Source organism: Pseudomonas sp. MYb193, from assembly GCF_002966775.1.
GTDB classification, from domain to species: Bacteria; Pseudomonadota; Gammaproteobacteria; order Pseudomonadales; family Pseudomonadaceae; genus Aquipseudomonas; species Aquipseudomonas paracarnis.
In genome coordinates this window covers 2,232,565-2,259,437 of record NZ_CP023269.1, presented here as the reverse complement: position 1 = coordinate 2,259,437, position 26,873 = coordinate 2,232,565, and the positions used below count along the sequence as shown (strand labels likewise).

Below are 26,873 nucleotides of genomic sequence, written 5' to 3'. Positions count from 1 at the left end.
GCTGGCGCTGACGCCAATGAACGTGGAAACGGTCGACGTCGAGGGCGTCTTCCGTGACTTTCGCGATTGCTTGAACACCTTTGACGAGTGGGCCAAAAGCTTTTGGAGCTTCTCCGCGCTGGACGTCGAACAGGTGTTCAAGGTCGGGGATGACGTCGCGCTGGTTGCCCCGGTCAATCGCTCCCTGTTTCCCAGCAGCACCGTCGCCACCTGCCAGGCCACGGGTACCTTGACCCTGGTGCATATGTTCCAGAGCACGAGGTTCGTACCCATCGGCAACACCCCGGTGATCGTGCAACGCGTTGATCCAAACGGCGGCCCGCTGGGCGAGCCCCTCCATAAGACCATCGGCCCCAGTGGCATCCTCGAAGTCACCGAGTGCGATCGCAACCAGCAATACCGGGTGAGTTTCTACCCCAACGTTTCCCAGGATCACCTCAAGGCGCTATATGCGTCCTACCAATCGGTGATCGCAGCGTTGGAAGCCCGGCTGCGCGAAGAGTGGACCGACACCTTCCAGGCCCAATGGAAAAATTACACAGACGCCCGCCCGCTTGAGCGGCGCCGCCTGCTGGAAGCGGCTTTTGCCAGTGGGTTAGGCAAGGCGCTTTACAGCCTGTGGGACAACATTGGCGAGCTGTCTGCGCTGCTGGCGGACCTCAAGCCCAACAGCGAAAAGCTACTGCACTACCTTTCGCAAACTGAGCTCGACGAACTGCTGACCCTGGGCAGTGATGCGATAGCCCAGGGCTTGTTGGTACTCAGTGACGAGCCGCTGCTGTTTATCTACCTGTCGGCTCTGGTCAGCTGGATGCGCATGCTCCCGCCGCCGGAGATGGCGGAACTGTGGGGTGAAATTACCGGTGAGGTGCTGATCAATCTACTGCTGATTCGCGTCTTGGGTGCGATGGGCGTGGTGGTGCGATTGGGGGCTCGTATGCTCAGCCACGTCAAATCCGGGCGGGCGCGGGCGTTGTTGGAACTGCTGGCCAAGCAGGTGGCGGGGCCTCGGCTGGAGCCCCATGTGGAGGCCGCAAAGCCGGTGTTGCTGAGCAGTGCGGCGACGCCGGTCAAGGTAGTGCCAGTGGTGCCCTTGAAGGCAGGCGACACGCTGGTTTCGAACCCGGTGCCGATGGTGCGCGGCAAGACCCAGCGCACCACGTTGGTTCGTCAGGAGCCTGTCGATGATGTGCCGGCTGTGGCGTCGAACCCGAAGGGGGATGCGGCGGCGCCTGCGGATAAGACCGTTACCAACGGCTGCCCGGTGTCGATGGTCACCGGCGAGGAATTGCTGACCCTTACCGACGGCGCGCTGGATGGGATCTTGCCGTTTGAGTGGACACGGCTGTACCGCACCAGTGCGGTGGATGTGGATTGTGGGTTGGGGTTTGGCTGGAGTCATGGGCTGGCTCATCGGCTGGTGGTGTCGGGCGATTCGGTGGTGTGGACCGACCATGAGAACCGCTCGACTACCCTGCCCTTGCCCACCGACTCTCGGCCCGCGATCACCAATAGCCTGGCCGAAGCGGCGATCTATTTGGGAGCCTCGCCTGATGAACTGGTGCTGGCCCAGGCGTCGCGTTTCTACCACTTTCGCGACGGTGTGCTGACAACCATCAGCGATGCGTATGACAACCGGCTGCGCATTTGCCGGGATCGTTCCGGGCGGATTGAGCGGCTGGATAACGGTGCTGGTCGTTCGCTACTACTGCGCTATGAACTGGACCGCATCGTCGCGGTGGACTACCAGGTTCATCGCGCCAAAGGGCGTGAGCCCTACGTTTGGGAAACCGAGCAGAACATCGTTTCCTACGCCTATGACGAAGCTGAACGACTGGTGTGTGCGACCAATGCCGTCGGTGAAAGCGAGCGTTATCGGTACGACGATCAGCACGTCATTGTCGAGCGGCAGTTAGCCGGTGGGGCGAGTTTCTTTTGGGAATGGGAACACGCGGGCAAGGCGGCGCGCTGCGTTCGGCATTGGGCGAGTTTTTCGCAGATGGACACGCGCTATGCCTGGGGCGATGACGGGCGTGTCACGGTGCATAACGCCGATGGCAGCCAGGAGGTGTATGTCCATGACCAGCGGGCACGGCTGGTGCAGCGCATCGATCCAGACGGCGCTCAGCATTACAAATCTTACGATGACAAAGGCCGGCTGACCGTCGAGCAAGACCCGATGGGCGCGGTGACGGCCTATCAATATGACGACGCCGGACGCTTGGTGGCACTGTTTCCGGGGGATGATGAGCCAACGTCCTACGAGCATGACAACGGTTTTGTACGGGTTGTCAGGCGTGGGGAGGCGGTCTGGAAATACGAGCGTAATGAGCAAGGCGATGTTACGCGTAGGACCGATCCCGATGGTGAGGTTACTGACTACAGCTACAACAAGCACGGGCAACTGACCGGGATTTGGTATCCGGATCACAGTTGCCATCGACTGGTGTGGAACGAACGGGGGCAGTTGCTTGAGGAGCAATTGCCCAATGGTGGGATCAAGCGTTATCGCTATGACGACTTGGGGCATCAAGTTGCCTGTGAGGATGAACACGGCGCGCAGATAGCCTATGAATGGGACAGCGTCGGTAGGCTGATTCGCCTCGTCTTGCCAGGCGGTGCCACACGAGAATTCAGCTACAACCCCTACGGCAAAATCATCGCCGAACGCGACGAACTCGGCCACGTCACCCGCTACGAATACGCCGACGGCCTGCACCTGATCAGCCGCCGTCTCAACGCCGACGGCACCCAGGTCAAGTACCGCTACGACAACGCCCGGCTGCTGCTCACCGAGATCGAAAACGAAGCCGGCGAAACCTACCAACTCGACTACCACCCCAACGGCCTGATCCGCCAGGAAACCGGCTTCGACGGCCAGCGCACCGCCTATGCCTACGACCTCAACGGCAACCTGCTGGAGAAGACCGAATACGGCGACGATAACAGTCAGCTAATCACCCGCTACGAGCGCGACCACGCCGGTCGCCTCGTCCGAAAAACCCTGCCCGATGCCAGCGTTGTCGACTATGCCTACGACCGCCAAGGCAACCTCCTCAGCGTCGAAGACGGTCACTGGGCGCTGGCCTACGAATACGACCGCCAAAACCGCCTCACCGCCGAACACCAGGGCTGGGGCGCCCTGCGTTACGGCTACGACGCCTGCGGCCAGCTGAAAAACCTGTGCCTGCCGGACAATAACCGCGTCACCTTCACCCACGATAAAGGCGGCCACCTCGCTACCGTCGAACTCAACGGTGAAGTGCTCACCTCACATCTATTCAAGAGCGGCCGAGAGCATCAGCGCCAGCAAGGCCAACTGCTCAGCCACTACCACTACGACGACCAGAATCGCCTGCACGCCCACGCCGTTACGCAGCAGCAAAACTACCTCTACCAACGCCAATACGACTACGACAAAAGCGGCAACCTCACCCGCCTGCTCGACACCCGCAAGGGTGAACACCTTTACCGCTACGACCCCCTCGCCCGCCTGACCCGCGCCGATCACTCGCAAGACGTACAGGAACGCTTCGCCCACAACCCGGCCGGCAACCTGCTGATGCAAGACCGCCCCGGCCCGGACATCGTCGCGGCGAATCGTCTGATGATCCAGGGCGACCGCCATTACGACTACGACGCCTTCGGCAACCTCATCCGCGAACGACGCGGCAAAGGCCAGCAACTCGTCACCGAATATCACTACGACTGCCAGCATCGGTTAATCAGCATCACAAAACCGAACGGCGAAACCGCCAGCTATCGCTATGACCCGTTTGGGCGGCGTATCAGCAAGACCGTAGACGGCAAGACCACCGAGTTTTTCTGGCAAGGCGACAAGCTGATAGCCGAACACCATGCAGAGCGTCATCGCAGCTACCTCTACGAACCCGACAGCTTCCGCCCATTGGCACTATTGGAAGGTTTCGGCCCAAAAGAAACCAAGCCCTACCACTACCAACTCGACCACCTCGGCACCCCGCAGGAAATGATCAGCCCCGAAGGCGAAATCGTCTGGTCCGCCCACTACCGCGCCTTCGGCCAGATCGCCCGGCTCGACGTGGGCAAAGTCGACAACCCACTGCGGTTTCAAGGGCAGTATTTCGATGCGGAAAGCGGCCTGCACTACAACCGCCATCGCTACTACAATCCGGATATTGGTCGCTACCTGACACCGGACCCGGTGAAGTTGGCGGGTGGGATCAATGGGTACCAGTACGTGCCCAACCCTACTGGATGGGTGGATCCGCTAGGACTCAGTAAATGCCCCGGCGAATGCGGCTCCATTGAAGGCGTTGAAGATTCGACAACCAGCGCAAAAACCAAAGACAGCCAGCCGGCGCTGCCTGCACCTGATGAAATTGAGTGGACAGCTCATGGCTACAAGCACAGCCCTTCAAAGAAAATGCCTTGGAAAGATATTTTGGCAACAACTAAGTCTGGTCCTGCAAAGTACAAGCCAGGTATAAATATTGAAAATATAGAAAGAGAAGCCTATAAAAATGGCAGAACGACTACCAATGGAAAGCCGTGGAAAGTGATGGAGTATCCTGAGACCATTGGCGCTAGCGAAGGAGTATCCAGCCGCTGGATACGCATTGAATTGAGTGCGAAAACAATTCACGGCCACCCTATTTCAGAGCAAGAATTTCGGAGATTAACTAAATGATCTCGTTAGATTTCCTACAAGGCAAAATCACTTACGACGAGCTATCGACGTTGCAGGACTCAGGGATTGAACATCAAGCCCACAACCTGAAGGAGGATATGCTTCAGGTGGAGTATCCAGACGGCTTCCTCATTGACGTAGGTTGGTACCCTTCATTCGATGCAAAAGGACACTTCCAAATCAAGGTCGTCAAAGACTATGAATGGGACTATCCCACCTTAACGCTTACCGCGCAGTCAATTGGGGCGCTAAGCAAACTACTGCTGCTCGCTCAAATATCGATTAACACAGAACTTCAAAAAAACACCGCTTCGTTGATTGCTTGATAACATCCAATAAAGCGCTACCTCTCAAGTTTGCACCTGTGACGAGCAAGCTCGCCACAGGTTCAGCGACGCCCTTAAATCCCCGCCACCGCCAAATCCATCGCAAAATACGTAAATATCAAATCCGCCCCCGCCCGCTTGATCGACCCCAACGTCTCGCGCACCACTCGATTCTCATCAATCGCCCCGGCCTGTGCGCCGAACTTGATCATCGCGTACTCACCGCTCACCTGGTACGCCGCCACCGGCAGGCGCGAGGCTTCGCGGATGTCGCGGATGATGTCGAGGTAGGCACCGGCAGGCTTGACCATCAGCGCATCGGCGCCTTCCTGTTCGTCCAGCAGCGATTCGCGCACGGCTTCGCGGCGGTTCATCGGGTTCATCTGGTAGCTTTTGCGGTCGCCCTTGAGCGCGCTGCCGCCGGCTTCGCGGAAGGGGCCGTAGAGGGCCGACGCGAATTTGGTGGAGTAGGCCATGATCGGGATGTGGGTGAAGCCGGCGTCATCCAGGGCGCGGCGGATGGCCTGGACCTGGCCGTCCATCGCGGCTGAAGGGGCGATCACGTCGGCGCCGGCACGGGCGGCGGCCACGGCTTGTTTGCCGAGGTTGACCAGGGTCGCGTCGTTGTCGACATGGGCACCGTGCATCACGCCGCAGTGGCCGTGGTCGGTGTATTCGCAGAAGCAGGTGTCGGACATCACGATCATTTCCGGCACGGCGTCCTTGATGATCGAGGACATGCGCGAAACCAGGCCGCGTTCTTTCCAGGTGTCGCTGCCGCTGGCGTCGAGGTGGTGGGAGACGCCGAAGGTCATCACCGACTTGATGCCGGCGCGGGCGTAACGCTCGATCTCACCGGCGAGTTTTTTCTCAGGAATGCGCAACACACCCGGCATGCTGGTGATGGGCACGAAGTCGTCGATTTCTTCTTCGACAAAAATCGGCAGTACCAGGTCGTTGAGGGTGAACTCACTTTCCTGGAACAGGCCACGCAGCTCCGGGGAGCGGCGCAGGCGACGTGGGCGGGCTTGGGGGAACTGGCTGGTCATGGCAATCCTGAAAAATGGCTGAACACTTTGGGGCGAAAGCTTATGCCCCCAAGTCCCGGCAACACAAATGCCGAGGGGCCAATAGTGTATTGCCGGGTGCGTAACAATTCATTGATCTACAGCTGTAGACGCCCTTCGATGCACAACGCTACGGCGCCGCCCACCCAGATTTCATCGCCCTGACGCTCGATATTAATACGCCCCGCTCGCCCGATCGCCGTGCCTTGGCTGACCACGTAACGGCTGGGCGCCAGGCCCTCGGCGAGCAGCCATTGGGCCACGCCGGCATTCAAGCTGCCGGTGGCCGGGTCTTCGGCGGCGCCATCGCCAGCGACAAAAGCGCGCACTTCAAATTGCGCGTCCACCGCATCACGCGTCGGATCACAGGGAGCGATCACCCCTACGGCCAGACCCAGCAGTTGCGCATAGTCCGGTTGCAACGCAAGCACCGCGTCACGATCAGCCAGCATCACCGCCAGCCAACCCGCACCATTGTCGACCCACTGGCTGCGCACAATCTCCTCGGGCGCCAGCTTTAATGCCAGGCGTACGCGCTCCAGCAACGGCGCCTCCACGGGTCCTGTACGCAACAATGGCGGCGCGATGAACGCCAGTTGGTCAGCTTGGCGACGAATACGCACCAAGCCGATTTCGCACTCCTGGATAATCTCCTCCCCACGTGGCACGCCGCCAGCCTGCAACCAGGCGTGGCAACTGCCCAAGGTCGGATGCCCGGCGAACGGCAGCTCTTTGAGGGTGGTGAAGATTCTTACCCGATAGTCAGCACGTGGGTCGCGCGGCGTCAGTAAAAACGTGGTTTCGCTGAGGTTGGTCCAATTGGCAAAGTCCGCCATCTGCTGGTCGGTGAAGCTATCGGCCCCCAGCACCACGGCCAAGGGGTTGCCTTTGAGCGGCACGCTGCTGAATACATCCAGTTGTTGAAAATCGAAAGTCGGCATGCTTTAGCTCGGAATGTTCAGGCCACGGATCACCGCAGGACGTGCGACAAAGCCGTCCAGCGCGCGCAGTACGTTAGGGAAATCGGTGATGCCTACCAGGTCACCGGACTCGTAGAACCCGATCAGGTTGCGAACCCACGGAAAGGTCGCAATGTCGGCGATGCTGTACTCGTCGCCCATGATCCAGGTGCGGCCCAACAGACGCTTTTCGAGCACGCCCAGCAAGCGTCGCGATTCGGCGGCGTAGCGATCACGCGGGCGCTTGTCCTCATACGCCTTGCCGGCGAATTTGTTGAAGAACCCCAGTTGACCAAACATCGGGCCAATGCCGCCCATCTGGAACATCAACCATTGCAGGGTTTCATAGCGCGTGGCCGGGTCTTCGGAGAGCAACTGGCTGGTCTTTTCCGCCAGGTAAATGAGGATCGCGCCGGATTCGAACAACGCCAACGGCTGCCCGCTCGGGCCGTTGGGGTCGATGATCGCAGGGATCTTGTTGTTGGGGTTCAGGGACAGGAACTCGGGAGACAACTGGTCCTGGGAGTCGAAGCTGACCTTGTGCGCCTCATAAGGCAGGCCCAGTTCTTCGAGCATGATCGACACCTTGACGCCGTTGGGCGTAGGCAACGAATACAACTGCAGGCGTTCCGGGTGCTGGGCGGGCCATTTGCTGTTGATCGGGAAAGCGGCGAGTGCGTTCATCGAGAACCCCCTGGTCGGAAAGTCCCCATGATAGTCATCTGCCTGCCATCGTGCATGGGTCATCGTTGCGCAACATTTGCCAGCTAGTATCCCGCGTGGGCGAACCAAAGCGCCCGAATACACTCTTAAGAACGCCCGAACAATGAATGGAGGCTGCTTGCTATATCGACAGGGAACACCGCAGGACGCTGATGCGTCACTGGGGCCGGGCTTGTCCGCCTTAACCCGACGCACGAAGACTCGAACCTATCATGAAGATCAAGCCTCTGCGCCTTGTGCCACGACTCAAACGTTATTCCTACATGGTATTGCCGCTGCTGCTGGTCAGCGCTGCCATCGTCACCGCCCTGGACGCCCGTGAAAGCCGTGCGCAACCGGTCGATGGCGTGCAAACCCTGGTATTCCTGCGCCACGGCGAAAAACCGGCCGGAGGCCTGGGCCAACTCAATTGCCAGGGCCTGAACCGCGCCATGAACCTGGCGACCCTGCTACCGGAAAAGTTCGGCAAAGCCAACTATGTGTTCGCTGCCAACCCGACGCGTAACGTCGAGGAAGGCGAACTGGATAACTCCTACAGCTACATTCGCCCACTGATCACCATCAGCCCCAGCGCGATCAAGCTCGGCCTGCCGGTGAATATCGAGTTCTCAGCGAATGACACCAGTGCCCTGGCCGAAGAACTGGTCGAGGACAAGTACCGCAACGCGACCATCTACACGGCCTGGTCCCATGGTTACTTGCCGGAACTGATCAACAAAGTCGCCAGCGAAGCGGCAGGCGAAAAACACACCATTACCGATGATTGGTCTGGAAATGACTACGACTCCCTGTACGTGCTGACATTGACCTGGCACAACGGCAAGGCTTCGCTGCTCAGCCGCAACTACAAGCAAGGGCTGAATAACGGTGGGGAAAACTGCCCGGACCCGACCCAGGTCAGCGCAGATATCTGAAGCTTGGACCGCAGGGGCGTATGATGCCGGGCTATCGACTCACCTGCGGATCCTCTCCATGTCCAACCTCGCTTCCACCCAGCCCAACCGCGGCTGGGCATTCTGGTGCAAACCTGCGCTGTTTCTCCTGGTGGCCTGCATCGGCCTCTACTATGTGAAGTGGTCGCCCTACTACCTCAAGGCGTTTGTAGCGGCCGACAACCACAGCATTGGCGCCTCGATTCTCAATGACCAGCAAAGCTCGCCTCTGGCGGCGGCGCTGGCCTATGCCCAGGTGTATTTCCTGGCCATCTGGAAAGCCGCCGTACTGGCAGTGATCCTCGGTTCATTGCTGCAGGTATTGATCCCCCGCGACTGGCTGCTACGCCTGTTTGGCCGCGCCGGGCTGGGTTCGACCCTGCGCGGTGGGCTGTTCGCCCTGCCGGGGATGATGTGCAGTTGCTGCGCGGCCCCGGTGGCGGCGGGCATGCGCCGCCAGCAGGTGTCGGTCGGCGCGGCGCTGGCGTTCTGGATTGCCAACCCGGTATTGAACCCGGCGACATTGGTGTTCATGGGCTTTGTGCTGGGCTGGGGTTTCACCGCGCTGCGGCTGGTGGCGGGGATTGTGCTGGTGGTGGGCGTGTCCCTGGTGGCACAGCGCATTGCGCGCCCGGACCAGGTGCCGGAAGCAGCACTTGAAGCCGTTGCCGACGTCAGCACAGTGGAGTCGCAACCGTTCCTGAGCCGCTGGTTACGCACGCTGTGGCAGCTGTTCTGGAGCACTATCCCGGTGTATATCCTGGCGGTGCTGATCCTCGGCGCGGCGCGGGTGTGGCTGTTCCCTCATGTGGACGGGGCGATGGCCGACAGCCTCGTGTGGCTGGTGCCGCTGGCGATTGTGGGCACGCTGTTCGTGATTCCGACAGCGGCAGAGATTCCCATCGTACAAACCATGATGGCCCTGGGCATGGGCACCGGCCCGGCCGTGGCCTTGCTGATGACCCTGCCGAGCGTGAGCCTGCCGTCGCTGTTGATGCTGCGCAAGGATTTCGATGCGCGGGTGCTGGTGACGGTGGCCGGCTTGACCATGCTCGTGGGGGTGGTGTGTGGGTTGATTGGGGCGGTGATTCTTTAGAGTTTCAGTGGGGCTGATGGCCTCATCGCAGGCAAGCCAGCTCCCACCTTTGTATGTATTCACACTTCAAAAGGTGGGAGCTGGCTTGCCTGCGATGGCGTCCGAAAGGTCACCCCACCCGAGATGCTCGCTCGCGCAAATACTCCACCACCGCACCCTGCTCCCCGGCAAACTCGATACGCGCGCCCTTGCTCTCGCGCTGGAACGCATACATCGGGTCGTAATACTCACGCAGCAAGCCTTCAATCCATACCCGATGCAACTCCACTGCGCCGCTGCGTGCCTGTTCGGCCAGGGCCTCCTGCAACACCGCCTGCAGCCGTTGGAAACGCTCACCGCCCAGGCGCTTGTGAATATTGGCCAGGCTCTGCGTCAGGCGCTCGGCAAATAATCGCTGGCCGGTTTCCCCAAACACCTCAATGAACTCGGCGCACAGATCCACCACGTAATCCTTCAGGATGCGCTCGACACGGCCCTCGACGCTGTCTTCCAGCCACACCATAGGAAACGTCTGCATGCCCTTGTGCAATGGCAGCGGCAGCGCACAGCTGCCGATCATGCGGCTCTCGTCCTCGACCACAAACTGCTCGATACCACCTGCGCGCTTCTTCAGCAAATCCACCGCCAGGCGATTTTCGAAGTCGATATTGGAGGGTTGCGCCGTGGCGCGCTTGCCAAAACTGGAACCGCGATGGTTAGCGTGCCCTTCCAAATCCAGGGCATTGCGCAGTTGGCCGAGCACTTCGGTCTTGCCGGTGCCGGTCATGCCGCCCAGCAGTACGAAATCACACTGGGCAGTCGCCTGCTCCAGGGTTTCCAGCAGGAAGGTACGCATGGCCTTATAGCCACCGCCGACGCGGGGGTATTCGATGCCTGCTTCGGTTTTCAACCATTGCTGCACGATCTGCGAACGCAAACCGCCCCGAAAGCAGTACAGGTAGCCATTGGGGTTAGCCTGGGCAAACTGCGCCCACTGTTCGATGCGCTCGGCCTTGATTGCCCCCGACACCAGTTCATGCCCCAGCACGATTGCCGCTTGCTGGCCTTGCTGCTTGTAACAGGTGCCGACCCGCTGGCGCTCATCGTCGGTCATCAGCGGCAGGTTGATCACCCCGGGGAACGCGCCCTTGGTGAATTCGACCGGCGCGCGGGTATCCATCATCGGGCGGTCATTGAGGAAAATGTCGCGGTAATCGGTGATGTCCGTCGCCATCAAATCACCTCAACCGCGTTGGTCTGTCGCTCCAGCAGTTCACCGATAGGCTCAAGGGCCAAGCCCAGCTCGGCAGCCACGGCGTGGAACTCGGCATCACCTTCCGGGGTAACGGCGATCAGCAGGCCACCGCTGGTCTGGGGGTCGCACAGCACGCGCTTGTGCAGCTCCTGCACACGCCCCAGCTTGCTGGCGTAGCTCTCGAAGTTGCGCAAGGTGCCACCCGGCACACACCCCTGGTCCAGGTAATACTCCACCCCCGGCAGGCGCGGAACCTTTGCATAGTCGATGCGGGCCGTCAGGCCACTGCCATCGGCCATTTCCACCAGGTGGCCGAGCAGGCCGAAACCGGTGACATCGGTCATGGCAGTCACACCGGCCAACTTGCCGAAACGGCTGCCCGGCTTGTTGAGTGTGCACATCCAGTCACGCGCCAGGCCGATATCCGCCTCGCGCAGCTTGCCCTTCTTCTCGGCGGTGGTGAGGATGCCGATGCCCAGGGGCTTGGTCAGGTACAGGCGGCAACCGGCAGTGGCCGTGTCGTTACGCTTCATATGGCGCTTTTGCACGATGCCGGTCACGGCCAGGCCGAAGATCGGCTCCGGCGCGTCGATGGAATGCCCGCCCGCAAGCGGAATGCCAGCTGCGTCGCACACCGCCCGACCGCCGCGAATCACTTCGCGGGCAATCTCCGGCGCGAGCACATTGACCGGCCAGCCGAGAATGGCGATGGCCATCAAGGGATCGCCGCCCATGGCGTAGATATCGCTGATGGCATTGGTGGCGGCGATGCGGCCGAAGTCGAATGGGTCGTCGACAATCGGCATGAAAAAGTCCGTGGTGGACACCACGCCGCGCTCGTCGTCGATGGCGTATACCGCCGCATCGTCGCGGGAGGCATTGCCCACCCACAGGTTGGGGTCGAGGTTCTGTGCACCGCTGCCCGCAAGGATCACTTCCAGGACCTGGGGCGAAATCTTGCAACCGCAACCCGCACCGTGGCTGTACTGGGTAAGGCGAATCGGCTCGTTCATGGGGGACCTCAAGCTATCAAGTGGGCCGATTCTAGCAGACAGCAAAAGGCCGGCTGGGCTCTTGTGAGCACAGCCGGCCTGTTTGTTCAGCGGTTACTGGCGCGCAGCGAGCAAACGTGCGTGCCGGTTACGCCGGGCGATGTTCAAGCATTCGATCGCAGCCGAGAACGCCATGGCCGCATACACGTAGCCTTTTGGCACGTGGGCGCCGAAGCCTTCGGCGATCAGCGTCATGCCGATCATGATCAAGAAGCCCAGGGCCAGCATCACCACGGTCGGGTTGTCGTTGATGAACTTGGCCAACGGCTCAGCGGCCACCAGCATCACGATCACCGAGACCACCACGGCAATGATCATGATCGGCAAGTGCTCGGTCATGCCCACGGCGGTGATGATGCTGTCGATGGAAAACACCAGGTCGAGCATCAGGATCTGGCCGATGGCGGCGGCAAAACCGATGGTCACGGTGTTGCTGACAGTTGCCTTCTCTTCAGGCTCCGGGTCCATGCTGTGATGGATCTCGGTGGTTGCCTTCCACACCAGGAACAGGCCGCCGGCGATCAGGATCATGTCCTTCCACGAGAACGCCTGGCCGAACACTTCGAACACCGGTGTCGTCAATTGCACGATGAATGCGATGGTGCTCAGCAGGCCCAGGCGCAAGATCAACGCCATGCTGATACCAATGCGCCGCGCCTTGGCCCGGTGCTTCTCCGGCAGTTTGTTGGTGAGAATCGAGATAAAGATCAGGTTATCGATGCCCAGCACGATTTCCATGACGATCAAGGTCGCCAGTGCGACCCAGGCGGTGGGGCTGGCGGCCAGTTGTAGAAGGTAATCCATAGGTCAGTCCTGACGTGGTAGTGCTGGGGAATTAGGTTTCTTTGGTGTCGGATTCAGCAGCGTTTTCGGCGTCTTTTTCCTGCTTCTCAGGGCTGATCAAGCCCTGGGTTGCTTCACTCAATGCCTGCTCGGCGGCCTTGTGGGTGTCGTCGATGGCCTGCTTGGCCGACTCGGTGGCTTTGCCCAGCACCTGTTGCGCGCTTTTCTCGACTTGATCACAGCCGCTGACCACTACCAATGAAAGCGCAAGCAACGACGCCGCGCCCAGGGAATTGAGTTTCATGATGTATTCCTCGTTAGAACCATTGGGTCCAAGTAGTGGCCCCTCGATAGCGAGGCATTCTATGCAGGCGAACAGTTCAGGAAAATTCGTATTTTTCTCGCGTATACTTCGATTTTTACGAAGTGTAGGCCGTGATGCTCAATTATCGACAACTGCATTACTTCTGGGTGGTGGCCAAGACCGGTAGCATCGTGCGCGCCTGTGAGCAATTGAACCTCACGCCGCAGACCATCAGCGGGCAGATCAGCCTGTTGGAGCAGACCTTCGGTATTGCCCTGTTTCAGCGGGTCGGGCGCCAGCTTGAACTGACCGAAGCCGGGCGCCAGGCGCTGCCCTACGCCGAGCAGATGTTCCAGACCGGCAATGAACTGGAGGCGATGCTGCGCGCCCAGCCTGACGAGCAGCAGATCCCGTTCCGCGTTGGGGTGGCGGATGTGGTGCCCAAATCCATCGTGTACCGGCTGATCGCGCCGACCATGGAGTTGAGCGAACCGATCCGCATCACCTGCCGTGAAGACAAACTCGAACGTTTACTGGCCGACCTGGCGATCCAGCGCCTGGACCTGGTGATTTCCGACAGCCCCATGCCCACGCACTTGGACATCAAGGGCTACAGCCAGAAGCTGGGAGAATGCGGCATCAGTTTTTTCGCCACCCAGGCGTTGGCTGACCAGCATGGTGGGGATTTCCCACAGTGTTTGCAGGGCGCACCGCTGTTGATTCCGGGCGCTGAGACCGTGGTGCGCAGCCGTTTGCAGCGCTGGTTTGCCGAACAGCAAATTCAACCCCGCATCATCGGCGAGTTCGACGACAGCGCCTTGATGCAGGCCTTCGGGCAATCCGGCAGTGGGATTTTTATCGCGCCCAGCGTGATCGCCGACGAGGTGGTGCGCCAATACGGCGTGGCGCTGATTGGCCAGACCGATGCGGTGACCGAGTCGTTTTATGCGATCTCAGTGGAGCGCAAGGTCAAGCACCCCGGCATTGTGGCGATTACCGAGGGTGCCCGGCGGGAGTTGTTTACCGCCCTGCCCTGATCGCTCAGGCATTGAGCGCCGTGGGTTTGGCGGTCATCAGCCACAGTGCGAGCAGGATCGACACCAGGATAAACCCCGAAGCGGCAAACCCCAGGCTGCCCAGGCCAAGGGTGTCGATGACATGCCCGCCCACCATCGCGCCCAGGCCAATGCCGAGGTTGGCGCCGGCGATATTCAGCGACGCGGCAAACGCCGGTGCATGGGGCGCGGCCTTCATCAAGCGCACATGGCTGACCAGGAACATCGCCGCCTGGGTCACGCCCCACACCGCCATCGCCGCGGCCAGGCCGATGGTCGAGTGAATCGCCGGCACCACTGCCACCATGCCCGCGATCATGAACCCGCAGAACACCATGGACGCAATCAACGGATGACGATCCACGGCGCGTCCGCCCAGGGAGTTGCCAATCAGCCCGACCGCGCCAAAGCCCATCAGGCACCAGCCCACCAATGTACCGTCGAAGCCGGCCAGCCGCTCAAGGATATCTGCCAGGTAGGTATAGGCGGTGAACATGCCACTGAACACCAGGATCGACAGCAGGATATGCCCCTGCATCACCGGGCTGCGCAGGATCTTGAATTGTGAGCGCAAGCTGGCTTGCTGGTGCTTGGCCGCGGTAACCGGCAGGTACACATACAGCAGCAATGCCTTGGCCAGGGCAATCACCGCGAGCACGGCGAACGCGGTGCGCCAGCCGAACATATCGGAAATCAGCGTGCCCACCGGAATACCAAATACGGTGGCGCACACAATGCCAAAGCCGATTTTTTCAATCGCACGCCCGGCGAACTCAGGGCCGACAATGTCTACCGCCGTTTCGCTGGCGAGGGCCCAGAACACTGGCAAGCCCAGGGCGGGAATCAAACGGGCCATGGCCATCACCCAGATATTCGGCGCCAATGCCGCCACGGTATTGGCCGCTGCAAACATGATCAGGATGCTGATAAACAGGCGCTTGCGCGAAAAACGCGCGCAGTAGGCCGTGAGGAACGGGCCGAACGCTGCCACGGTGAACGCGAACAGCGTCACCAGCAGCCCGGCCTGAGACACGCTGACGTTCAGGTCCCGAGCAATCGACGGCAACAGGCCGACGATGACGAATTCTGTGGTCAGCACGGTAAAACCAGCGGCTGACAGCAGCAGGATAGGAAACAACATGAAAACTCCAGAAACGACGACATCAACGACAGCCCGAAGGGCCCGCTGACGGAGAGGAAAGATGAGAGGGAGGAATCTTAACAGAACATGTCCGGATTTGACCAAGCCCGACTGAAACGGGTGACGGAATGCCGCAGCAAACGAGACGTGTCCTACAGCATGCTAGACTTCGCGCCTACTTCCTACAGTACTTTCTGCCTGCAATGCTGTGCCCTACTAAAAAAACTAGAGACAACTCTTTATGACTGCTGCCCCTTCCCTGTTGCAACGTTTAATGCGCGTCAGCCTGGTCACCCAAATTGTCATCGGCCTGATTGCCGGGATCGTGCTGGCCCTGCTGTTCCCCGAGGCCGCGCGCGCCACCGGTTTTATCGGCAAGGTGTTTGTCACGGCGCTGAAGGCTGTCGCGCCGATCCTGGTGTTTGTGCTGGTCATGGCCTCGATTGCCAACCATAAGCATGGCCAGGAAACCCATATCCGACCGATCCTGTTCCTGTATCTGCTCGGCACCTTTGCCGCCGCCGTGGTTGCGGTGGTTGCCAGCATGATGTTTCCGTCGTTCCTGGTATTGGCTACCCATGACGCCACGGTGAGCGCTCCTGGAGGCATTGGCGAAGTGTTGCAAAGCCTGCTGCTCAGTGTGGTGGATAACCCGGTCAGTGCACTGATGAACGCCAACTTCATCGGCATTCTCGCCTGGGCCATCGGCATGGGCATCGCTATTCGCCATGCCGGTGAGACCACCCGTACGGTATTGGACGACTTGTCCAACGGCGTCACCCTGATCGTACGCGTGGTGATCCGCTTCGCCCCGCTGGGTATCTTCGGTCTTGTGGCCTCCACCCTGGCCACCTCGGGTTTCGACGCCCTGCTCGGCTATGCCCACCTGCTGGTCGTGCTGATCGGCTGCATGTTGTTCGTGGCACTGGTGATCAACCCGGCCATCGTGTTCTGGAAACTGCGTCGCAACCCTTACCCGCTGGTGCTGATGTGCCTGCGCGAAAGCGGCATCACCGCGTTTTTCACCCGCAGCTCGGCGGCGAACATTCCGGTCAACCTGGCGCTGAGCAAACGCCTGGGCCTGCATGAAGACACCTACTCGGTGTCGATCCCCCTCGGTGCCACCATCAACATGGCCGGCGCCGCCATCACTATCACCGTGCTGACCCTGGCGGCCGTGCACACCCTGGGCATCGCCGTGGACATGCCGACTGCCGTGCTGCTCAGCGTGGTCGCTGCGGTGTGTGCCTGCGGTGCATCGGGGGTGGCGGGTGGTTCGCTGCTGTTGATTCCCCTGGCGTGCAGCCTGTTTGGCATCCCCAGTGAAATCGCCATGCAGGTAGTGGCCGTCGGTTTCATCATCGGCGTGCTGCAGGACTCGGCGGAAACCGCACTCAACTCGTCTACCGATGTGCTGTTTACCGCGGCGGCGTGTTTGGGCAAGGAAGAACAGGCCGCTTAACACAGCCCCATAAAAAAGCCCGGTGCCGTTCGCAGAGAACGGCACCGGGCTTTTTTGTGCTTGCGGGTTTAGAACGCGCCCATGTAATCGCGCTTGCCCACTTCCACACCGTTATGACGCAGCAGCGCATAAGCGGTGGTGACGTGGAAGAAGAACTGCGGCAGGCCGTAGGTCAGCAGGTAGGACTGACCGCTGAAGCGCTTCTCTTTCGGGGTGCCGGGGCGGGTGACGATCTCGATGCCTTCCTTGCCGTCGATCTGCTCGGGCTTGATGGTGTCGACAAAGGCCAGGACCTTGGCGATCAGCGCTTGCAGGTCGGCAAAGGTGACTTCGCTGTCTTCGTATTTCGGTACTTCGATTTCGGCCAGGCGTGCCGACACACCTTTGGCGAAGTCCACGGCGATCTGCACCTGGCGCACCAACGGGAACATGTCCGGGAACAGGCGCGCTTGCAGCAAGGCGTTGGGCTCGATGTTCTTGGCGCTGGCGTGGGCTTCAGCTTTGTTCAGCACATCGCTGAGGGCGTTGAGCATTTGCTTGAAGACCGGGATGGAAGCGGCGTACAGGGAAATAGTCATGACAGTCTCACGGTAATGGCGGGGTTGGAACCAGCCGCGATTATAGCCATGCCTGGCGCTTGTCTTTTATTTTTTCAAGCTTAGGCTAAGGGGCTTCACTGCATAGGGAAAGCGCGATGACCGCCGAGCACGACACCGACACCCCTGAGCCGCGCCTGAACAGCACGGAAATCCGCATCCTGGGCTGCCTGATCGAAAAACAGGCGACCAACCCGGAAACCTACCCCCTCACCCTCAACGCCTTGGTGCTGGCCTGCAACCAGAAGACCAGCCGCGAGCCGGTGATGAACCTCAGCCAAGGCCAGGTCGGCCAGAGCCTGCGCGCGCTCGAAGGCCAAGGCTTCACGCGCCTGGTGATGGGCAGCCGCGCCGACCGCTGGGAGCACCGTGTGGACAAGGCCCTGGAACTGGTGCCGGCCCAGGTGATCCTGACCGGGCTGCTGTTCCTGCGGGGGCCGCAGACGGTCAACGAGTTGCTCACCCGCAGCGGGCGCATGCATGATTTCGAGGATGCCGAACAGGTCGTGCATCAGCTCGAACGCCTGATTGCTCGGGGGTTGGCGCTGCTGGTGCCGCGTCAGGCGGGGCAGCGTGAAGACCGATACACCCATGCGCTGGGGGACCCAGCGGATATTGAGGCGATTATGACCGCGAGGGGGAATCCGGTAGAGCGTAGCGCGGGGGCTGTTTCGGTGGAGCGGATTGAAGAGCTGGAAGCGCGGATTGCCGCACTGGAAGAACGGCTGGCGCAGCTGGAACAGGCATAACGCAGATAAACATGTGGGAGCTGGCTTGCCTGCGATAGCCATTGGTATCGACACAACTTTGTAGGTTGCAGCAGCCGACGGTAACCACGATGCGAAGCGAGCCGCTCTTGATCTTGCTCTGCTTTTGATCTTAGGCGCCCCGTTAAACCACGCTGGCCGAACGCAGGCTTGAATTCGTGGGTAACCCGGCAGGACGCCGGGTTAGCCGCCCCGCGCCATGGATGGCGCGTGGCGGCGGCCCACGGATTCAAGCCTGTGTTCGGGCACACCGAGCCTGAGCGAGGTGCCGAGTGGTGGGGCAAGAGCGTTTTGCTTACTTTTGCGCATTTTTTCAAAAGTGAGCCGCTGTCAGAGCGGAACCCTAAGTAGCCGTTACCGCAGGAATGGATATGTACTCGGTATTACGGCGTCGACTGTGAGGCCGTCTTCGCAGGCAAGCCAGCTCCCACAGTTGGATCGTGGGGTGTCAGGTAGATAGCCGTCGCCTGGCAGGCCGCCATCGCAGGCAAGCCAGCTCCCACAGTTGGATCGTGGGGTGTCAGGTAGATAGCCGTCGCCTGGCAGGCCGCCATCGCAGGCGAGCCAGCTCCCACAGTTGGATCGTGGGGTATCAGGTAGATAGCCGTCGCCTGGCAGGCCGCCATCGCAGGCAAGCCAGCTCCCACAGTTGGATCGTGGGGTGTCAGGTAGATAGCCGTCGCCTGGCAGGCCGCCATCGCAGGCGAGCCAGCTCCCACAGTTGGATCGCGTGTGCGTCAGTTAGATCACCGAATGGTTGTGCGTAAGGCTTTAGCTGCGGGCGAAGGCCACCGCTGCCTCGAACTGCTCCTGCGTAGGCCGCACGCCGGTATAAAGCACAAACTGCTCCAACGCCTGGATAGCGATCACTTCCAGCCCGGTAATCACCCGCTTGCCCTGGGCACGACCACGCACGATCAACGGCGTTTCCGCCGGGATCGCCACCACATCGAAGACCGTCTCAGCCTGATCGATTGCCTCGGCCTCAAACGCCAACGCATCCGCCTCGACCCCGCCGGTCATGCCGATGGGCGTCACGTTGATCAGCATCTGTGGACGCTGGCTGCCCAGATCCGCCTGCCACGTGTACCCCAGGTTCCTGGCCAATGCCTGGCCCGCCACCTCATTACGCGCCACGATCACGCCATTGGCGTACCCCCCGTCACGCAAGGCGCTGGCGACCGCCTTGGCCATGCCGCCGCTGCCGCGCATGGCGAAGCTGGAGTCCTTGGGCACCGCGTGTTTTTTCAGCAATTGCTCAATGGCGATGTAGTCGGTGTTGTAAGCCTTGAGGTGGCCGTTGGTGTTGACGATGGTGTTCAGGGAGTCGATGGCTTGAACCGAATCGTCGAGTTCGTCCATCAAGGCAATGGCAGCCTCCTTGAACGGCATGGACACCCCGCAACCCCGCACACCCAGGGCGCGGATACCGCCGATCGCGCCGGGCAAGTCCTGGCTGCTGAAGGCTTTATAGTAAAAATTCAGACCCAGCTGTTCATACAGGTGGTTATGAAAACGCAGGCCAAAGTTCCCAGGGCGCGCCGACAGCGACATGCACAGTTGGGTGTCCTTGTTGGGGTGCATCTGCATGGATAACTCCTTGAAGTAAGCAAATCGGTACAGACCTTACACAACCTTTACCCATTGGCCGTGCTGTTTTCTCGAAATACGTTGTCTTAAAAGTATCCCCGCGACAATCCTTGAGTCTATTGATTGCAGACCACAAGCGCAGGGGCTAACCGAGGAAAGACCATCATGCGTAAACTCCCCAGGATCGCCTTGCTTATCGGCGCACTCGCGATGGCCGGCCAAGCCTCCGCCCACGGTGGTGGTTGGGGTGGCCCGGCCGTGTTCGGTGCGCTTGTCGGCGCAGCGGTAGTCGGCTCTGTGGTTGCCAGCCAACCGCGTGAGGTGTATGTGCAACAACCGGTGTATGTGCAGCCGCAGCCGGTGTATGCCGCTCCGCCGCCGGTCTACTACGCGCCACCGCCACCGGTGTATGTGCAACAGCAGGTTTACTATCGCCCGGCGCCCGTCTACTACGGCCCACCGCGCGGTTATTATGGGCCGCCTCGCGGCTATTACGGCCCGCCCCACGGCTACTACCGCCATGGTTGGTAAGTTTTAATCCGTTGACAGCCACAGGCCTCGCCCACACGCGGGGCCTTTTTTTGCCTGGGAAGTCCGGATTAATCCTGCCAGTGTCGCTGTGAGAACAACGTACGAGCAGCAATCCCACATGATAAGCGTCAAATATCCTCTTGATCGATGGCGGGCTGCGCTGTCATGTTTGCGTCACAAAACAGTCGCACTATCGACCCAGTCCAGCCAATAACAATTAAGGACGATTGACCATGCCCACACAAAACCCGCACCGCACCGCCGGCCTTTGCACCTCCAGCAAGGTCTACAGCGCCTTGACTGAACTCAAGCACCTCGAAGGCCATCGCAGCGCCAAGTTCCTGGCATTGCTGGCAGAAAACCTGGTGCGCAAGGGCCTGCTCAGTGAGCACGAAGTGGTGAACATGCTCGACCAGGTGGTGGATTAACGCCTGGCGTTGATGTCGACTATCGAGCCAGGTGATTTTTCCCAGGCACCGGCAAACCGTAAGGTGACCTCCATAACGTTTGGAGGTACTTATGCCCACTATTCAAATCATGTCCGTCATCGGCAGCGCCGTCCCCGCCCCTCTGCGCAAACTGGGCTTGCTCGCCTGCTGGTACGTTGTGCGCGATGGCGAGCCGATCAGCGGCCCGCTCACTTCGTTATCCGATGCCGAAACACAGCGCCGAATGGCAACCGACTTCAGGCTCGAGGCCTGAACGCTATGGCAATGGCAACTTGACCCGCGGCTTGGTTTCGACGAACAACGCCCAGCACGACATGAACAACGCTGCCACCAGCGGCCCGATCACAAAGCCGTTAAGGCCGAACACCGACAGGCCGCCCAAGGTCGAGATCAGGATCAGGTAGTCCGGCATCTTGGTGTCCTTGCCCACCAGGATCGGGCGTAGCACGTTGTCCACCAGGCCAATCACGAACACCCCGAACAGCCCCAGCACCACGCCCTGCCAGATCGAACCGCTCAACAGGAAATAAACCGCCACCGGCCCCCAGACCAGCCCGGCACCCACCGCTGGCAGTAGTGACAGGAACGCCATCAGCACGGCCCAGAGCAAGGCACTCGGGATGTCCAGAAACCAGAAGATCAAGCCTCCCAGCGCACCTTGGGTCACAGCCACCAGCACGTTGCCCTTGACCGTGGCGCGTACCACGCGGTTGAACTTGAGCTGCAGGCGACGCTTTTGCGGCTCGGCCAACGGTACTGCCGTGCGCACCTTGCGTACCAGTTCCGGGCCATCGCGCAGCAGGAAAAACAGCAGGTACAGCATGATGAAAAAGCTCACCAGGAAATCAAACGTACCCTGGCCGAAGCTGAACGCCTGGGAGGCAAAGAACTGACTGCCCTGCATCGCGCCCTTGACCACTTTTTCCCGCAGCCCTTCGAGGTTGCCCATGCCGAAGCGGTCGAGCAATTGCTGGAAATACGGCGGTAGAACGTTCTTGAATTGCTCGATATAACCCGCTACGTCGAGTTTGCCGCTCTCGATGTTTTTGTAGAGCGTGGCCCCCTCTTGCACCAGCAAAGCACTGGTGATGATCACCGGCAGAATCGCGATCACCAGGCACACCATCAAGGTGGTCAGGGAGGTCAGGTTGCGGTTCCAGCTAAAACGTTGCTGCAGGCGGCGCTGCATCGGCGCAAAGATAATGCCCAGGATCACGGCCCAGAACACCGCACCGTAGAACGGCAGCAATATCCAGATAAAAGCCACGGTGACCAAGGCCAGTAGCAGCAACAGGGTTTTGAATTGCAGGTTGGTTTGATTCATGTCCGGTCCATGTCAGAAAAACAGGGCCGATGGCGGCCCTGTTGCTTAGTCCGCAGCCAAACGTGGGAGTGCCCTTGTTTATCGAACAAGCATAGATCGCGTTATTTAGACCTGGATCAATATCCCGTTATCGCTCCAGCACTACCCTCGCGCCTTTTTGCGACCCACCCCCATGCGCCCGATAACTGCCCCCGAACTGCTCGCTCCCGCCGGCACCCTGAAAAACATGCGCTACGCCTTCGCCTACGGTGCCGACGCGGTCTATGCCGGCCAGCCGCGCTACAGCCTGCGGGTGCGCAATAACGAGTTCGACCACGCCAACCTGGCCCTCGGCATCCAGGAAGCCCATGACCAGGGCAAGCGCTTCTACGTGGTGGTGAACATTGCGCCGCACAACGCCAAGCTCAAGACCTTCCTCAAGGACCTGGCGCCCGTGATCGCCATGGGCCCGGATGCGCTGATCATGTCCGATCCTGGGCTGATCATGCTGGTGCGCCAGCACTTCCCGCAGATGCCGATCCACCTGTCGGTACAGGCCAATACGGTGAACTGGGCCAGCGTGGCGTTCTGGCAGCAACAAGGCATTTGCAGGGTGATTCTGTCGCGGGAGCTGTCCCTGGAAGAGATCGGCGAAATCCGCCAGCAGGTGCCGACGATGGAGTTGGAGGTGTTTGTACATGGCGCCTTGTGCATGGCCTATTCCGGGCGGTGCCTGCTGTCGGGCTATATGAACAAACGCGATGCCAACCAGGGCAGTTGCACCAATGCCTGCCGCTGGAAATACCAGGCCACGCCGGCAGTGGAGAATGCCACTGGCGATATCGTCCATGAATACCAACCCACATTGGGCATCGGCACACCCACCGATCAGGTGTTCCTGCTACAAGAGGCCAATCGCCCCGATTCCCCCATGCCCGCTTTCGAAGACGAACACGGCACCTACATCATGAACGCCAAGGACCTGCGGGCCGTGCAGCATGTGGAGCGCCTGGCACAGATGGGCGTGCATTCGTTGAAGATCGAAGGCCGCACCAAGTCCCACTTCTACTGCGCGCGCACCACCCAGGTGTACCGCCAGGCCATCGATGACGCAGTGGCCGGCCGGGCATTTGACCGCGGCCTGATGACCAACCTCGACTCCCTGGCCCAGCGTGGCTACACCGAAGGTTTTCTGCGCCGCCACGTGCACGATGAATACCAGAACTACCAGAACGGCAGCTCGATTTCCGAGCGCCAGCAGTTTGTCGGGGAGCTGACCGGCGAGCGCCGTGGCGCGTTGGCCGAGGTGAAGGTGAAGAATCGCTTTGCGCTGGGCGACCACCTGGAGTTGATGACGCCCGCCGGCAATTTTCATTTTGACTTGCCGAGCCTGCATAACGCCAAGGGCGAAAGCATTGAGGTGGCGCCGGGGGACGGGCATACGGTGTATGTGCCGATTCCGGCGCAGATGGACCTGCGTTTTGGCCTGCTGATGCGCGACGTTTAAACCCTGCCATGGGTTGAATGGATCAGATCCTGAACTGGCCCACCAACTGCCCCAGGCGCTGGCCCAGGTCTGCCAGGCTGCGAGACGTCTGAGCGCCCAATTGGGTTTCGTCCGCCACGCTGTCTACCGCTACGGCAATCTGATGCACGCTGCGGTTGATCTCTTCCGCCACGGCGGTCTGCTCTTCGGCGGCGCTGGCGATCTGGGCGTTCATTGAGTTAATGGTGCCAATCAGTTGCGCCATGGTGTCCAGGGACGCGCCGGCCTGGTTGGCCTGGGCCGAGGTGCCGTCGCCAGCATCGCTGGAGCGGCGCATAGCGTCCACGGCCGCCTCGGTGCCTTTTTGCAGGCGATCGATCATGCCCTGGATTTCCTGGGTGCTGGTTTGGGTGCGACTGGCCAGGGCACGCACTTCATCGGCGACCACGGCAAAGCCACGCCCAGCCTCCCCGGCCCGTGCGGCCTCGATGGCAGCGTTGAGCGCCAGCAGGTTGGTTTGCTCGGCGATGGAGCGGATCACGCCGAGCACACTGACGATTGACGACACATCCTGCTGCAGGCTGTCCAGGGACACGCCGCTGCTGCGGATGTCGTTCACCAGCGCATGGATCTGCGCGATGCTGCCGTCCACTACCCGCTTGGCGGCCTGGCCTTCGGCGTCGGTCTGCTGCGCAGCGACGGCGGCGCCTTGGGCACTGCGTGCCACTTCGTGGGCAGCCGAGGACATCTGGTTGATCGCGGTGGCCACCTGGTCGGTCTCGTGGCGCTGGCGTTCCATGGCCTGTTCAGAGCGCTGGGCCTGCTCGGACACCTGGCTCACCAGCCCGGTGAGTTGGGCGGTCATGTCGGTGATCTGGCGCACCAGGCCATGGATTTTATCGACAAAGCGGTTGAATGCACCGGCCAGATCGCCGAGTTCATCCTGGCTGGTAATGGCCAGGCGGCGCGTCAGGTCGCCTTCACCCGCGGCGATGTCATCAAGGTTGGCCTTCATCAGGTGCAGCGGGCGCAGGATGGTATTGGCCAGCAGCATGCCCACGGCGGCGATCACCAGCAACACCACCACGGCCACGCCGAGGATGCTCAACAGTACGCCTTGCATGCGCTTCTCGACTTTTGCCTGCACCACCGCCACTTGGGCGTCGATGCTATCAAGGTTCACCGAGGTGCCGATCACCATGTCCCACTTGGGCAGGTACTCGGTATAGCCGAGCTTGGGCACCAGCTCGGTCTGGCCGGGCTGGGTCGAGCTGTATTGCAGGTAGTGGGTGCCGTCCTTGCCAACCTTGACCAGGTCGCGGTTGACGTAGACGCCGTTGGGGTCGCGGTTGTCCTTGAAGCTTTTGCCCACGCCGTCCGGGCTGTTGCCCTTGAACAGGCGGATGGTCTCGGAGTCGTAGCCGAAGAAATAGCCGTCTTTGCCGTAGCTGGTATTGGATAACAACTTGACCACCTGCGCCCGCGCCGCGCTGTCGCCGGGGGCTGCTGCGTCGTAGAGCGGCTTGATGGTGGTCATGGCCACCTCGACATAACTTTGCAGGGTGGCCTTGGCGTCGTTGAGCAGGCGCTGACGGGTTTCATCCACCTCGTTGCGGGCCTGGCCCTGCAGAATCCACACGGTGGTCAGGCTGATGACCACGGCAAACAACAACACCGGCACGACAGCAAGGGCCAGGACTTTGGCCTTCAAACTCAGACGCATGGCTTTTCTCTCTTGTTAGTGGCGACTTGAGAGGTTAACGGCCATGTGAGCGATTACTGTAGGCGCGAGCTTGTGTGGCCAGAGATTGCTCGCGCTCGGGTGCGCAGCGCCCGCACGCTTTTTTGGGGCTGCTTCGCAGCCCAGCGGGAGCAAGCTCCCTCGCCACAGAGGTTCTCGCCTGGATCAGAGCGTCATCGCAGCCAGCCAGCCGAACGCCAGCAGCGGCAGGTTGTAGTGCAGGAAGGTCGGCACCACGGTGTCCCAGATATGGTGGTGCTGGCCGTCGATGTTCAGGCCGGAGGTGGGGCCGAGGGTGGAGTCCGAGGCGGGCGAACCGGCGTCGCCCAAGGCGCCGGCGGTACCAACGATGCACACGATGGCCACCGGGCTGAAGCCCAACTGCACACACAGCGGCACGAAAATCGCCGCGAGGATCGGCACCGTGGAAAACGACGAGCCGATGCCCATGGTCACCAACAACCCCACCAGCAGCATCAACAACGCGCCGACGCCCCGGCTATGGCCGATGAACGCCGCCGAGGTTTGTACCAGCGAATTCACGTCACCGGTGGCTTTGAGTACTTCGGCAAAACCTGAGGACGCGATCATGATGAAGCCGATCATCGCCATCATTTTCATGCCTTCGGTGAACAGGTCATCGGTATCGCGCCAGCGCACGATGCCCGACACCGAGAAGATCAGGAACCCGGCCAGGGCGCCGATGATCATCGAGTCCAGCCACAACTGGATGATGAACGCCGAGGCGATCGCCAGGCCGGCCACCAGCAGGGTCAGCGGGTTGTACTGCACCGCCACTTGCTCGACACGCTCGATTTTCTTCAGGTCGTACACACGCTTTTTGCGGTAGCTGATCAACACCGCCACCAGCAGGCCGACCACCATGCCCAGCGCCGGCAAGCCCATGGCGTGGGTGACATTGACCCCGCTGATATCCACCCCGCTCTTGGCGACGTTGGCCAGCAGGATCTGATTGAGGAAGATATTGCCAAAGCCCACCGGCAGAAACATGTACGGGGTGATCAGGCCGAAGGTCATCACGCAGGCGATCAGGCGACGGTCCAGTTGCAGCTTGGTCAGCACATACAACAGCGGCGGTACCAGCAGCGGAATAAACGCAATGTGGATCGGCAAGATGTTCTGCGAGGCAATCGCCACCACCCATAACAGGCCGATCAGCAGCCATTTGACGTGGTTGCCACCGCTGGCGTCCTGACGGTCCACCAGCAGCAAGGCTTTGTCCGCCAAGGCATGGGCCAGCCCGGACTTGGCAATCGCCACGGCGAAAGCGCCGAGCAATGCGTAGGACAAGGCCACGGTTGCGCCGCCGCCCAGCCCGCCGTTGAAGGCCTTGAGCGTGGCCTCGATACCCAGGCCACCGGTCAAGCCGCCCACCAGGGCGCCGACGATAATGGCGATGACCACATGCACGCGGGACAGGCTGAGTACCAGCATGGTGCCGACCGCGGCGATGACTGCGTTAATCATGGTTACCTCAAGCAGAAACAAAAAAGACAGGCATGCCCGCGCGCGGCCCATGGGAACAGCTGCCGGCGTGCAGGCTTGAAAGAGGTCTTATTAGAGGGCGCGCACTTTGCAGGAGCTGG

24 protein-coding genes and 1 pseudogene are annotated in these 26,873 nt (G+C 60.7%); 11 read left to right on the top strand and 14 right to left on the bottom strand.

The annotated features are described in order from the left end of the window. The first annotated feature begins 16 nt into the window (after positions 1–16). Both CLM72_RS10660 and CLM72_RS10655 read left to right on the top strand, forming a co-directional pair. Positions 17–4,669, top strand: a complete 4,653-nt coding sequence (locus CLM72_RS10660; protein ID WP_256595414.1) for an RHS repeat-associated core domain-containing protein — start codon at positions 17–19, stop codon at positions 4,667–4,669. Next, a complete protein-coding gene (locus CLM72_RS10655; protein ID WP_020302050.1) occupies positions 4,666–4,995 on the top strand; it encodes a hypothetical protein in 330 nt (109 codons plus the stop codon). Before CLM72_RS10660 ends, CLM72_RS10655 begins: the two co-directional genes overlap by 4 nt. Positions 4,996–5,069: 74 nt before the next feature. Here the strand turns inward: CLM72_RS10655 and hemB are convergent, their stop codons facing one another. The 3 genes from hemB to CLM72_RS10640 all read right to left on the bottom strand — a co-directional run bounded on the left by hemB (position 5,070) and on the right by CLM72_RS10640 (position 7,705). Further along, positions 5,070–6,044 carry a porphobilinogen synthase gene (gene hemB, locus CLM72_RS10650; protein ID WP_105226391.1) on the bottom strand — a complete coding sequence of 325 codons (975 nt, stop codon included), beginning with the start codon at positions 6,042–6,044 and terminating at the stop codon, positions 5,070–5,072. A 116-nt stretch (positions 6,045–6,160) separates the two neighbouring features. Further along, positions 6,161–7,003 carry a PhzF family phenazine biosynthesis protein gene (locus CLM72_RS10645; protein ID WP_105226390.1) on the bottom strand — a complete coding sequence of 281 codons (843 nt, stop codon included), beginning with the start codon at positions 7,001–7,003 and terminating at the stop codon, positions 6,161–6,163. 3 nt (positions 7,004–7,006) lie between these two features. Beyond that, positions 7,007–7,705, bottom strand: coding sequence for a glutathione S-transferase N-terminal domain-containing protein (locus CLM72_RS10640; RefSeq protein WP_105226389.1), 699 nt, complete (start codon positions 7,703–7,705; stop codon positions 7,007–7,009). A 251-nt stretch (positions 7,706–7,956) separates the two neighbouring features. Here CLM72_RS10640 and CLM72_RS10635 point away from each other — a divergent pair, with 251 nt between their 5' ends. Next, positions 7,957–8,658: a hypothetical protein gene (locus tag CLM72_RS10635; protein ID WP_019817513.1), complete on the top strand. Its 702-nt coding sequence runs from the start codon at positions 7,957–7,959 to the stop codon at positions 8,656–8,658. 58 nt (positions 8,659–8,716) lie between these two features. Beyond that, positions 8,717–9,772, top strand: coding sequence for a permease (locus tag CLM72_RS10630; RefSeq protein ID WP_032903692.1), 1,056 nt, complete (start codon positions 8,717–8,719; stop codon positions 9,770–9,772). 109 nt (positions 9,773–9,881) lie between these two features. On the opposite strand, the gene mnmH is transcribed toward CLM72_RS10630, so the two are convergent. The 4 genes from mnmH to CLM72_RS10610 form a co-directional block, all read right to left on the bottom strand. Further along, positions 9,882–10,985 (bottom strand): tRNA 2-selenouridine(34) synthase MnmH, encoded by a 1,104-nt coding sequence (gene mnmH, locus CLM72_RS10625; RefSeq protein WP_105226388.1) that lies wholly within the window; start codon positions 10,983–10,985, stop codon positions 9,882–9,884. Then, positions 10,985–12,019: a selenide, water dikinase SelD gene (gene selD / locus CLM72_RS10620; RefSeq protein ID WP_020302053.1), complete on the bottom strand. Its 1,035-nt coding sequence runs from the start codon at positions 12,017–12,019 to the stop codon at positions 10,985–10,987. The genes mnmH and selD overlap by 1 nt, the downstream gene beginning before the upstream one ends. Positions 12,020–12,112: 93 nt before the next feature. Beyond that, a complete protein-coding gene (locus CLM72_RS10615) occupies positions 12,113–12,862 on the bottom strand; it encodes a TerC family protein (RefSeq protein WP_014717958.1) in 750 nt (249 codons plus the stop codon). 31 nt (positions 12,863–12,893) lie between these two features. Beyond that, positions 12,894–13,145, bottom strand: coding sequence for a hypothetical protein (locus CLM72_RS10610; protein WP_034125796.1), 252 nt, complete (start codon positions 13,143–13,145; stop codon positions 12,894–12,896). Positions 13,146–13,279: 134 nt separating this feature from the next. On the opposite strand from CLM72_RS10610, the gene nhaR reads away from it, so the two are divergent. Continuing rightward, entirely contained in the window at positions 13,280–14,182 is a 903-nt protein-coding gene (gene nhaR, locus CLM72_RS10605) for a transcriptional activator NhaR (protein ID WP_034125797.1), read from the top strand. A gap of 4 nt (positions 14,183–14,186) precedes the next feature. Here the strand turns inward: nhaR and CLM72_RS10600 are convergent, their stop codons facing one another. Continuing rightward, positions 14,187–15,341, bottom strand: coding sequence for an MFS transporter (locus CLM72_RS10600; protein WP_105226387.1), 1,155 nt, complete (start codon positions 15,339–15,341; stop codon positions 14,187–14,189). Between the two features lie 241 nt (positions 15,342–15,582). Between CLM72_RS10600 and sstT the strand changes: the two genes are divergently transcribed. Continuing rightward, positions 15,583–16,803, top strand: a complete 1,221-nt coding sequence (gene sstT, locus CLM72_RS10595) for a serine/threonine transporter SstT (RefSeq protein WP_057976629.1) — start codon at positions 15,583–15,585, stop codon at positions 16,801–16,803. Between the two features lie 68 nt (positions 16,804–16,871). Here the strand turns inward: sstT and CLM72_RS10590 are convergent, their stop codons facing one another. Continuing rightward, positions 16,872–17,381 carry a DUF1993 family protein gene (locus tag CLM72_RS10590; RefSeq protein WP_003190292.1) on the bottom strand — a complete coding sequence of 170 codons (510 nt, stop codon included), beginning with the start codon at positions 17,379–17,381 and terminating at the stop codon, positions 16,872–16,874. 116 nt (positions 17,382–17,497) lie between these two features. On the opposite strand from CLM72_RS10590, the gene CLM72_RS10585 reads away from it, so the two are divergent. Continuing rightward, positions 17,498–18,148 carry a YceH family protein gene (locus CLM72_RS10585; RefSeq protein WP_054898808.1) on the top strand — a complete coding sequence of 217 codons (651 nt, stop codon included), beginning with the start codon at positions 17,498–17,500 and terminating at the stop codon, positions 18,146–18,148. A gap of 789 nt (positions 18,149–18,937) precedes the next feature. On the opposite strand, the gene CLM72_RS10570 is transcribed toward CLM72_RS10585, so the two are convergent. Next, positions 18,938–19,756: a shikimate 5-dehydrogenase gene (locus CLM72_RS10570; RefSeq protein ID WP_105226385.1), complete on the bottom strand. Its 819-nt coding sequence runs from the start codon at positions 19,754–19,756 to the stop codon at positions 18,938–18,940. Between the two features lie 165 nt (positions 19,757–19,921). On the opposite strand from CLM72_RS10570, the gene CLM72_RS10565 reads away from it, so the two are divergent. The 3 genes from CLM72_RS10565 (at position 19,922) to CLM72_RS10555 (ending at position 20,989) form a co-directional block, all read left to right on the top strand. Further along, positions 19,922–20,287 carry a hypothetical protein gene (locus CLM72_RS10565; RefSeq protein ID WP_003190286.1) on the top strand — a complete coding sequence of 122 codons (366 nt, stop codon included), beginning with the start codon at positions 19,922–19,924 and terminating at the stop codon, positions 20,285–20,287. 233 nt (positions 20,288–20,520) lie between these two features. Then, positions 20,521–20,715, top strand: a complete 195-nt coding sequence (locus tag CLM72_RS10560; RefSeq protein ID WP_003190284.1) for a hypothetical protein — start codon at positions 20,521–20,523, stop codon at positions 20,713–20,715. Positions 20,716–20,806: 91 nt separating this feature from the next. Further along, positions 20,807–20,989, top strand: coding sequence for a hypothetical protein (locus CLM72_RS10555; protein WP_034125803.1), 183 nt, complete (start codon positions 20,807–20,809; stop codon positions 20,987–20,989). Positions 20,990–20,992: 3 nt separating this feature from the next. Here the strand turns inward: CLM72_RS10555 and CLM72_RS10550 are convergent, their stop codons facing one another. After that, positions 20,993–22,060: an AI-2E family transporter gene (locus tag CLM72_RS10550; RefSeq protein WP_019818663.1), complete on the bottom strand. Its 1,068-nt coding sequence runs from the start codon at positions 22,058–22,060 to the stop codon at positions 20,993–20,995. Positions 22,061–22,232: 172 nt separating this feature from the next. Here CLM72_RS10550 and yegQ point away from each other — a divergent pair, with 172 nt between their 5' ends. After that, positions 22,233–23,546 (top strand): tRNA 5-hydroxyuridine modification protein YegQ, encoded by a 1,314-nt coding sequence (gene yegQ, locus CLM72_RS10545; RefSeq protein WP_105226384.1) that lies wholly within the window; start codon positions 22,233–22,235, stop codon positions 23,544–23,546. Positions 23,547–23,568: 22 nt separating this feature from the next. On the opposite strand, the gene CLM72_RS29560 is transcribed toward yegQ, so the two are convergent. The 3 genes and pseudogenes from CLM72_RS29560 to CLM72_RS10535 all read right to left on the bottom strand — a co-directional run bounded on the left by CLM72_RS29560 (position 23,569) and on the right by CLM72_RS10535 (position 26,751). Further along, positions 23,569–24,324, bottom strand: a complete 756-nt coding sequence (locus tag CLM72_RS29560) for a methyl-accepting chemotaxis protein (protein ID WP_370004746.1) — start codon at positions 24,322–24,324, stop codon at positions 23,569–23,571. Between the two features lie 102 nt (positions 24,325–24,426). Next, a pseudogene (locus tag CLM72_RS29555) lies at positions 24,427–25,248 on the bottom strand (cache domain-containing protein); the annotation flags it as partial. Between the two features lie 183 nt (positions 25,249–25,431). Then, positions 25,432–26,751, bottom strand: a complete 1,320-nt coding sequence (locus CLM72_RS10535) for a Na+/H+ antiporter family protein (protein ID WP_164919368.1) — start codon at positions 26,749–26,751, stop codon at positions 25,432–25,434. Positions 26,752–26,873: the final 122 nt, after the last annotated feature.

What these genes read in the sequence shown, in the direction of transcription:
- CLM72_RS10660 (WP_256595414.1), top strand. Translation starts at nt 17, where the DNA reads ATGAACGTGGAAACGGTCGACGTCGAGGGCGTCTTCCGTGACTTTCGC.
- CLM72_RS10655 (WP_020302050.1), top strand. Translation starts at nt 4,666, where the DNA reads ATGATCTCGTTAGATTTCCTACAAGGCAAAATCACTTACGACGAGCTA.
- hemB (WP_105226391.1), bottom strand. Translation starts at nt 6,044, where the DNA reads ATGACCAGCCAGTTCCCCCAAGCCCGCCCACGTCGCCTGCGCCGCTCC.
- CLM72_RS10645 (WP_105226390.1), bottom strand. Translation starts at nt 7,003, where the DNA reads ATGCCGACTTTCGATTTTCAACAACTGGATGTATTCAGCAGCGTGCCG.
- CLM72_RS10640 (WP_105226389.1), bottom strand. Translation starts at nt 7,705, where the DNA reads ATGAACGCACTCGCCGCTTTCCCGATCAACAGCAAATGGCCCGCCCAG.
- CLM72_RS10635 (WP_019817513.1), top strand. Translation starts at nt 7,957, where the DNA reads ATGAAGATCAAGCCTCTGCGCCTTGTGCCACGACTCAAACGTTATTCC.
- CLM72_RS10630 (WP_032903692.1), top strand. Translation starts at nt 8,717, where the DNA reads ATGTCCAACCTCGCTTCCACCCAGCCCAACCGCGGCTGGGCATTCTGG.
- mnmH (WP_105226388.1), bottom strand. Translation starts at nt 10,985, where the DNA reads ATGGCGACGGACATCACCGATTACCGCGACATTTTCCTCAATGACCGC.
- selD (WP_020302053.1), bottom strand. Translation starts at nt 12,019, where the DNA reads ATGAACGAGCCGATTCGCCTTACCCAGTACAGCCACGGTGCGGGTTGC.
- CLM72_RS10615 (WP_014717958.1), bottom strand. Translation starts at nt 12,862, where the DNA reads ATGGATTACCTTCTACAACTGGCCGCCAGCCCCACCGCCTGGGTCGCA.
- CLM72_RS10610 (WP_034125796.1), bottom strand. Translation starts at nt 13,145, where the DNA reads ATGAAACTCAATTCCCTGGGCGCGGCGTCGTTGCTTGCGCTTTCATTG.
- nhaR (WP_034125797.1), top strand. Translation starts at nt 13,280, where the DNA reads ATGCTCAATTATCGACAACTGCATTACTTCTGGGTGGTGGCCAAGACC.
- CLM72_RS10600 (WP_105226387.1), bottom strand. Translation starts at nt 15,341, where the DNA reads ATGTTGTTTCCTATCCTGCTGCTGTCAGCCGCTGGTTTTACCGTGCTG.
- sstT (WP_057976629.1), top strand. Translation starts at nt 15,583, where the DNA reads ATGACTGCTGCCCCTTCCCTGTTGCAACGTTTAATGCGCGTCAGCCTG.
- CLM72_RS10590 (WP_003190292.1), bottom strand. Translation starts at nt 17,381, where the DNA reads ATGACTATTTCCCTGTACGCCGCTTCCATCCCGGTCTTCAAGCAAATG.
- CLM72_RS10585 (WP_054898808.1), top strand. Translation starts at nt 17,498, where the DNA reads ATGACCGCCGAGCACGACACCGACACCCCTGAGCCGCGCCTGAACAGC.
- CLM72_RS10570 (WP_105226385.1), bottom strand. Translation starts at nt 19,756, where the DNA reads ATGCAGATGCACCCCAACAAGGACACCCAACTGTGCATGTCGCTGTCG.
- CLM72_RS10565 (WP_003190286.1), top strand. Translation starts at nt 19,922, where the DNA reads ATGCGTAAACTCCCCAGGATCGCCTTGCTTATCGGCGCACTCGCGATG.
- CLM72_RS10560 (WP_003190284.1), top strand. Translation starts at nt 20,521, where the DNA reads ATGCCCACACAAAACCCGCACCGCACCGCCGGCCTTTGCACCTCCAGC.
- CLM72_RS10555 (WP_034125803.1), top strand. Translation starts at nt 20,807, where the DNA reads ATGCCCACTATTCAAATCATGTCCGTCATCGGCAGCGCCGTCCCCGCC.
- CLM72_RS10550 (WP_019818663.1), bottom strand. Translation starts at nt 22,060, where the DNA reads ATGAATCAAACCAACCTGCAATTCAAAACCCTGTTGCTGCTACTGGCC.
- yegQ (WP_105226384.1), top strand. Translation starts at nt 22,233, where the DNA reads ATGCGCCCGATAACTGCCCCCGAACTGCTCGCTCCCGCCGGCACCCTG.
- CLM72_RS29560 (WP_370004746.1), bottom strand. Translation starts at nt 24,324, where the DNA reads ATGGAACGCCAGCGCCACGAGACCGACCAGGTGGCCACCGCGATCAAC.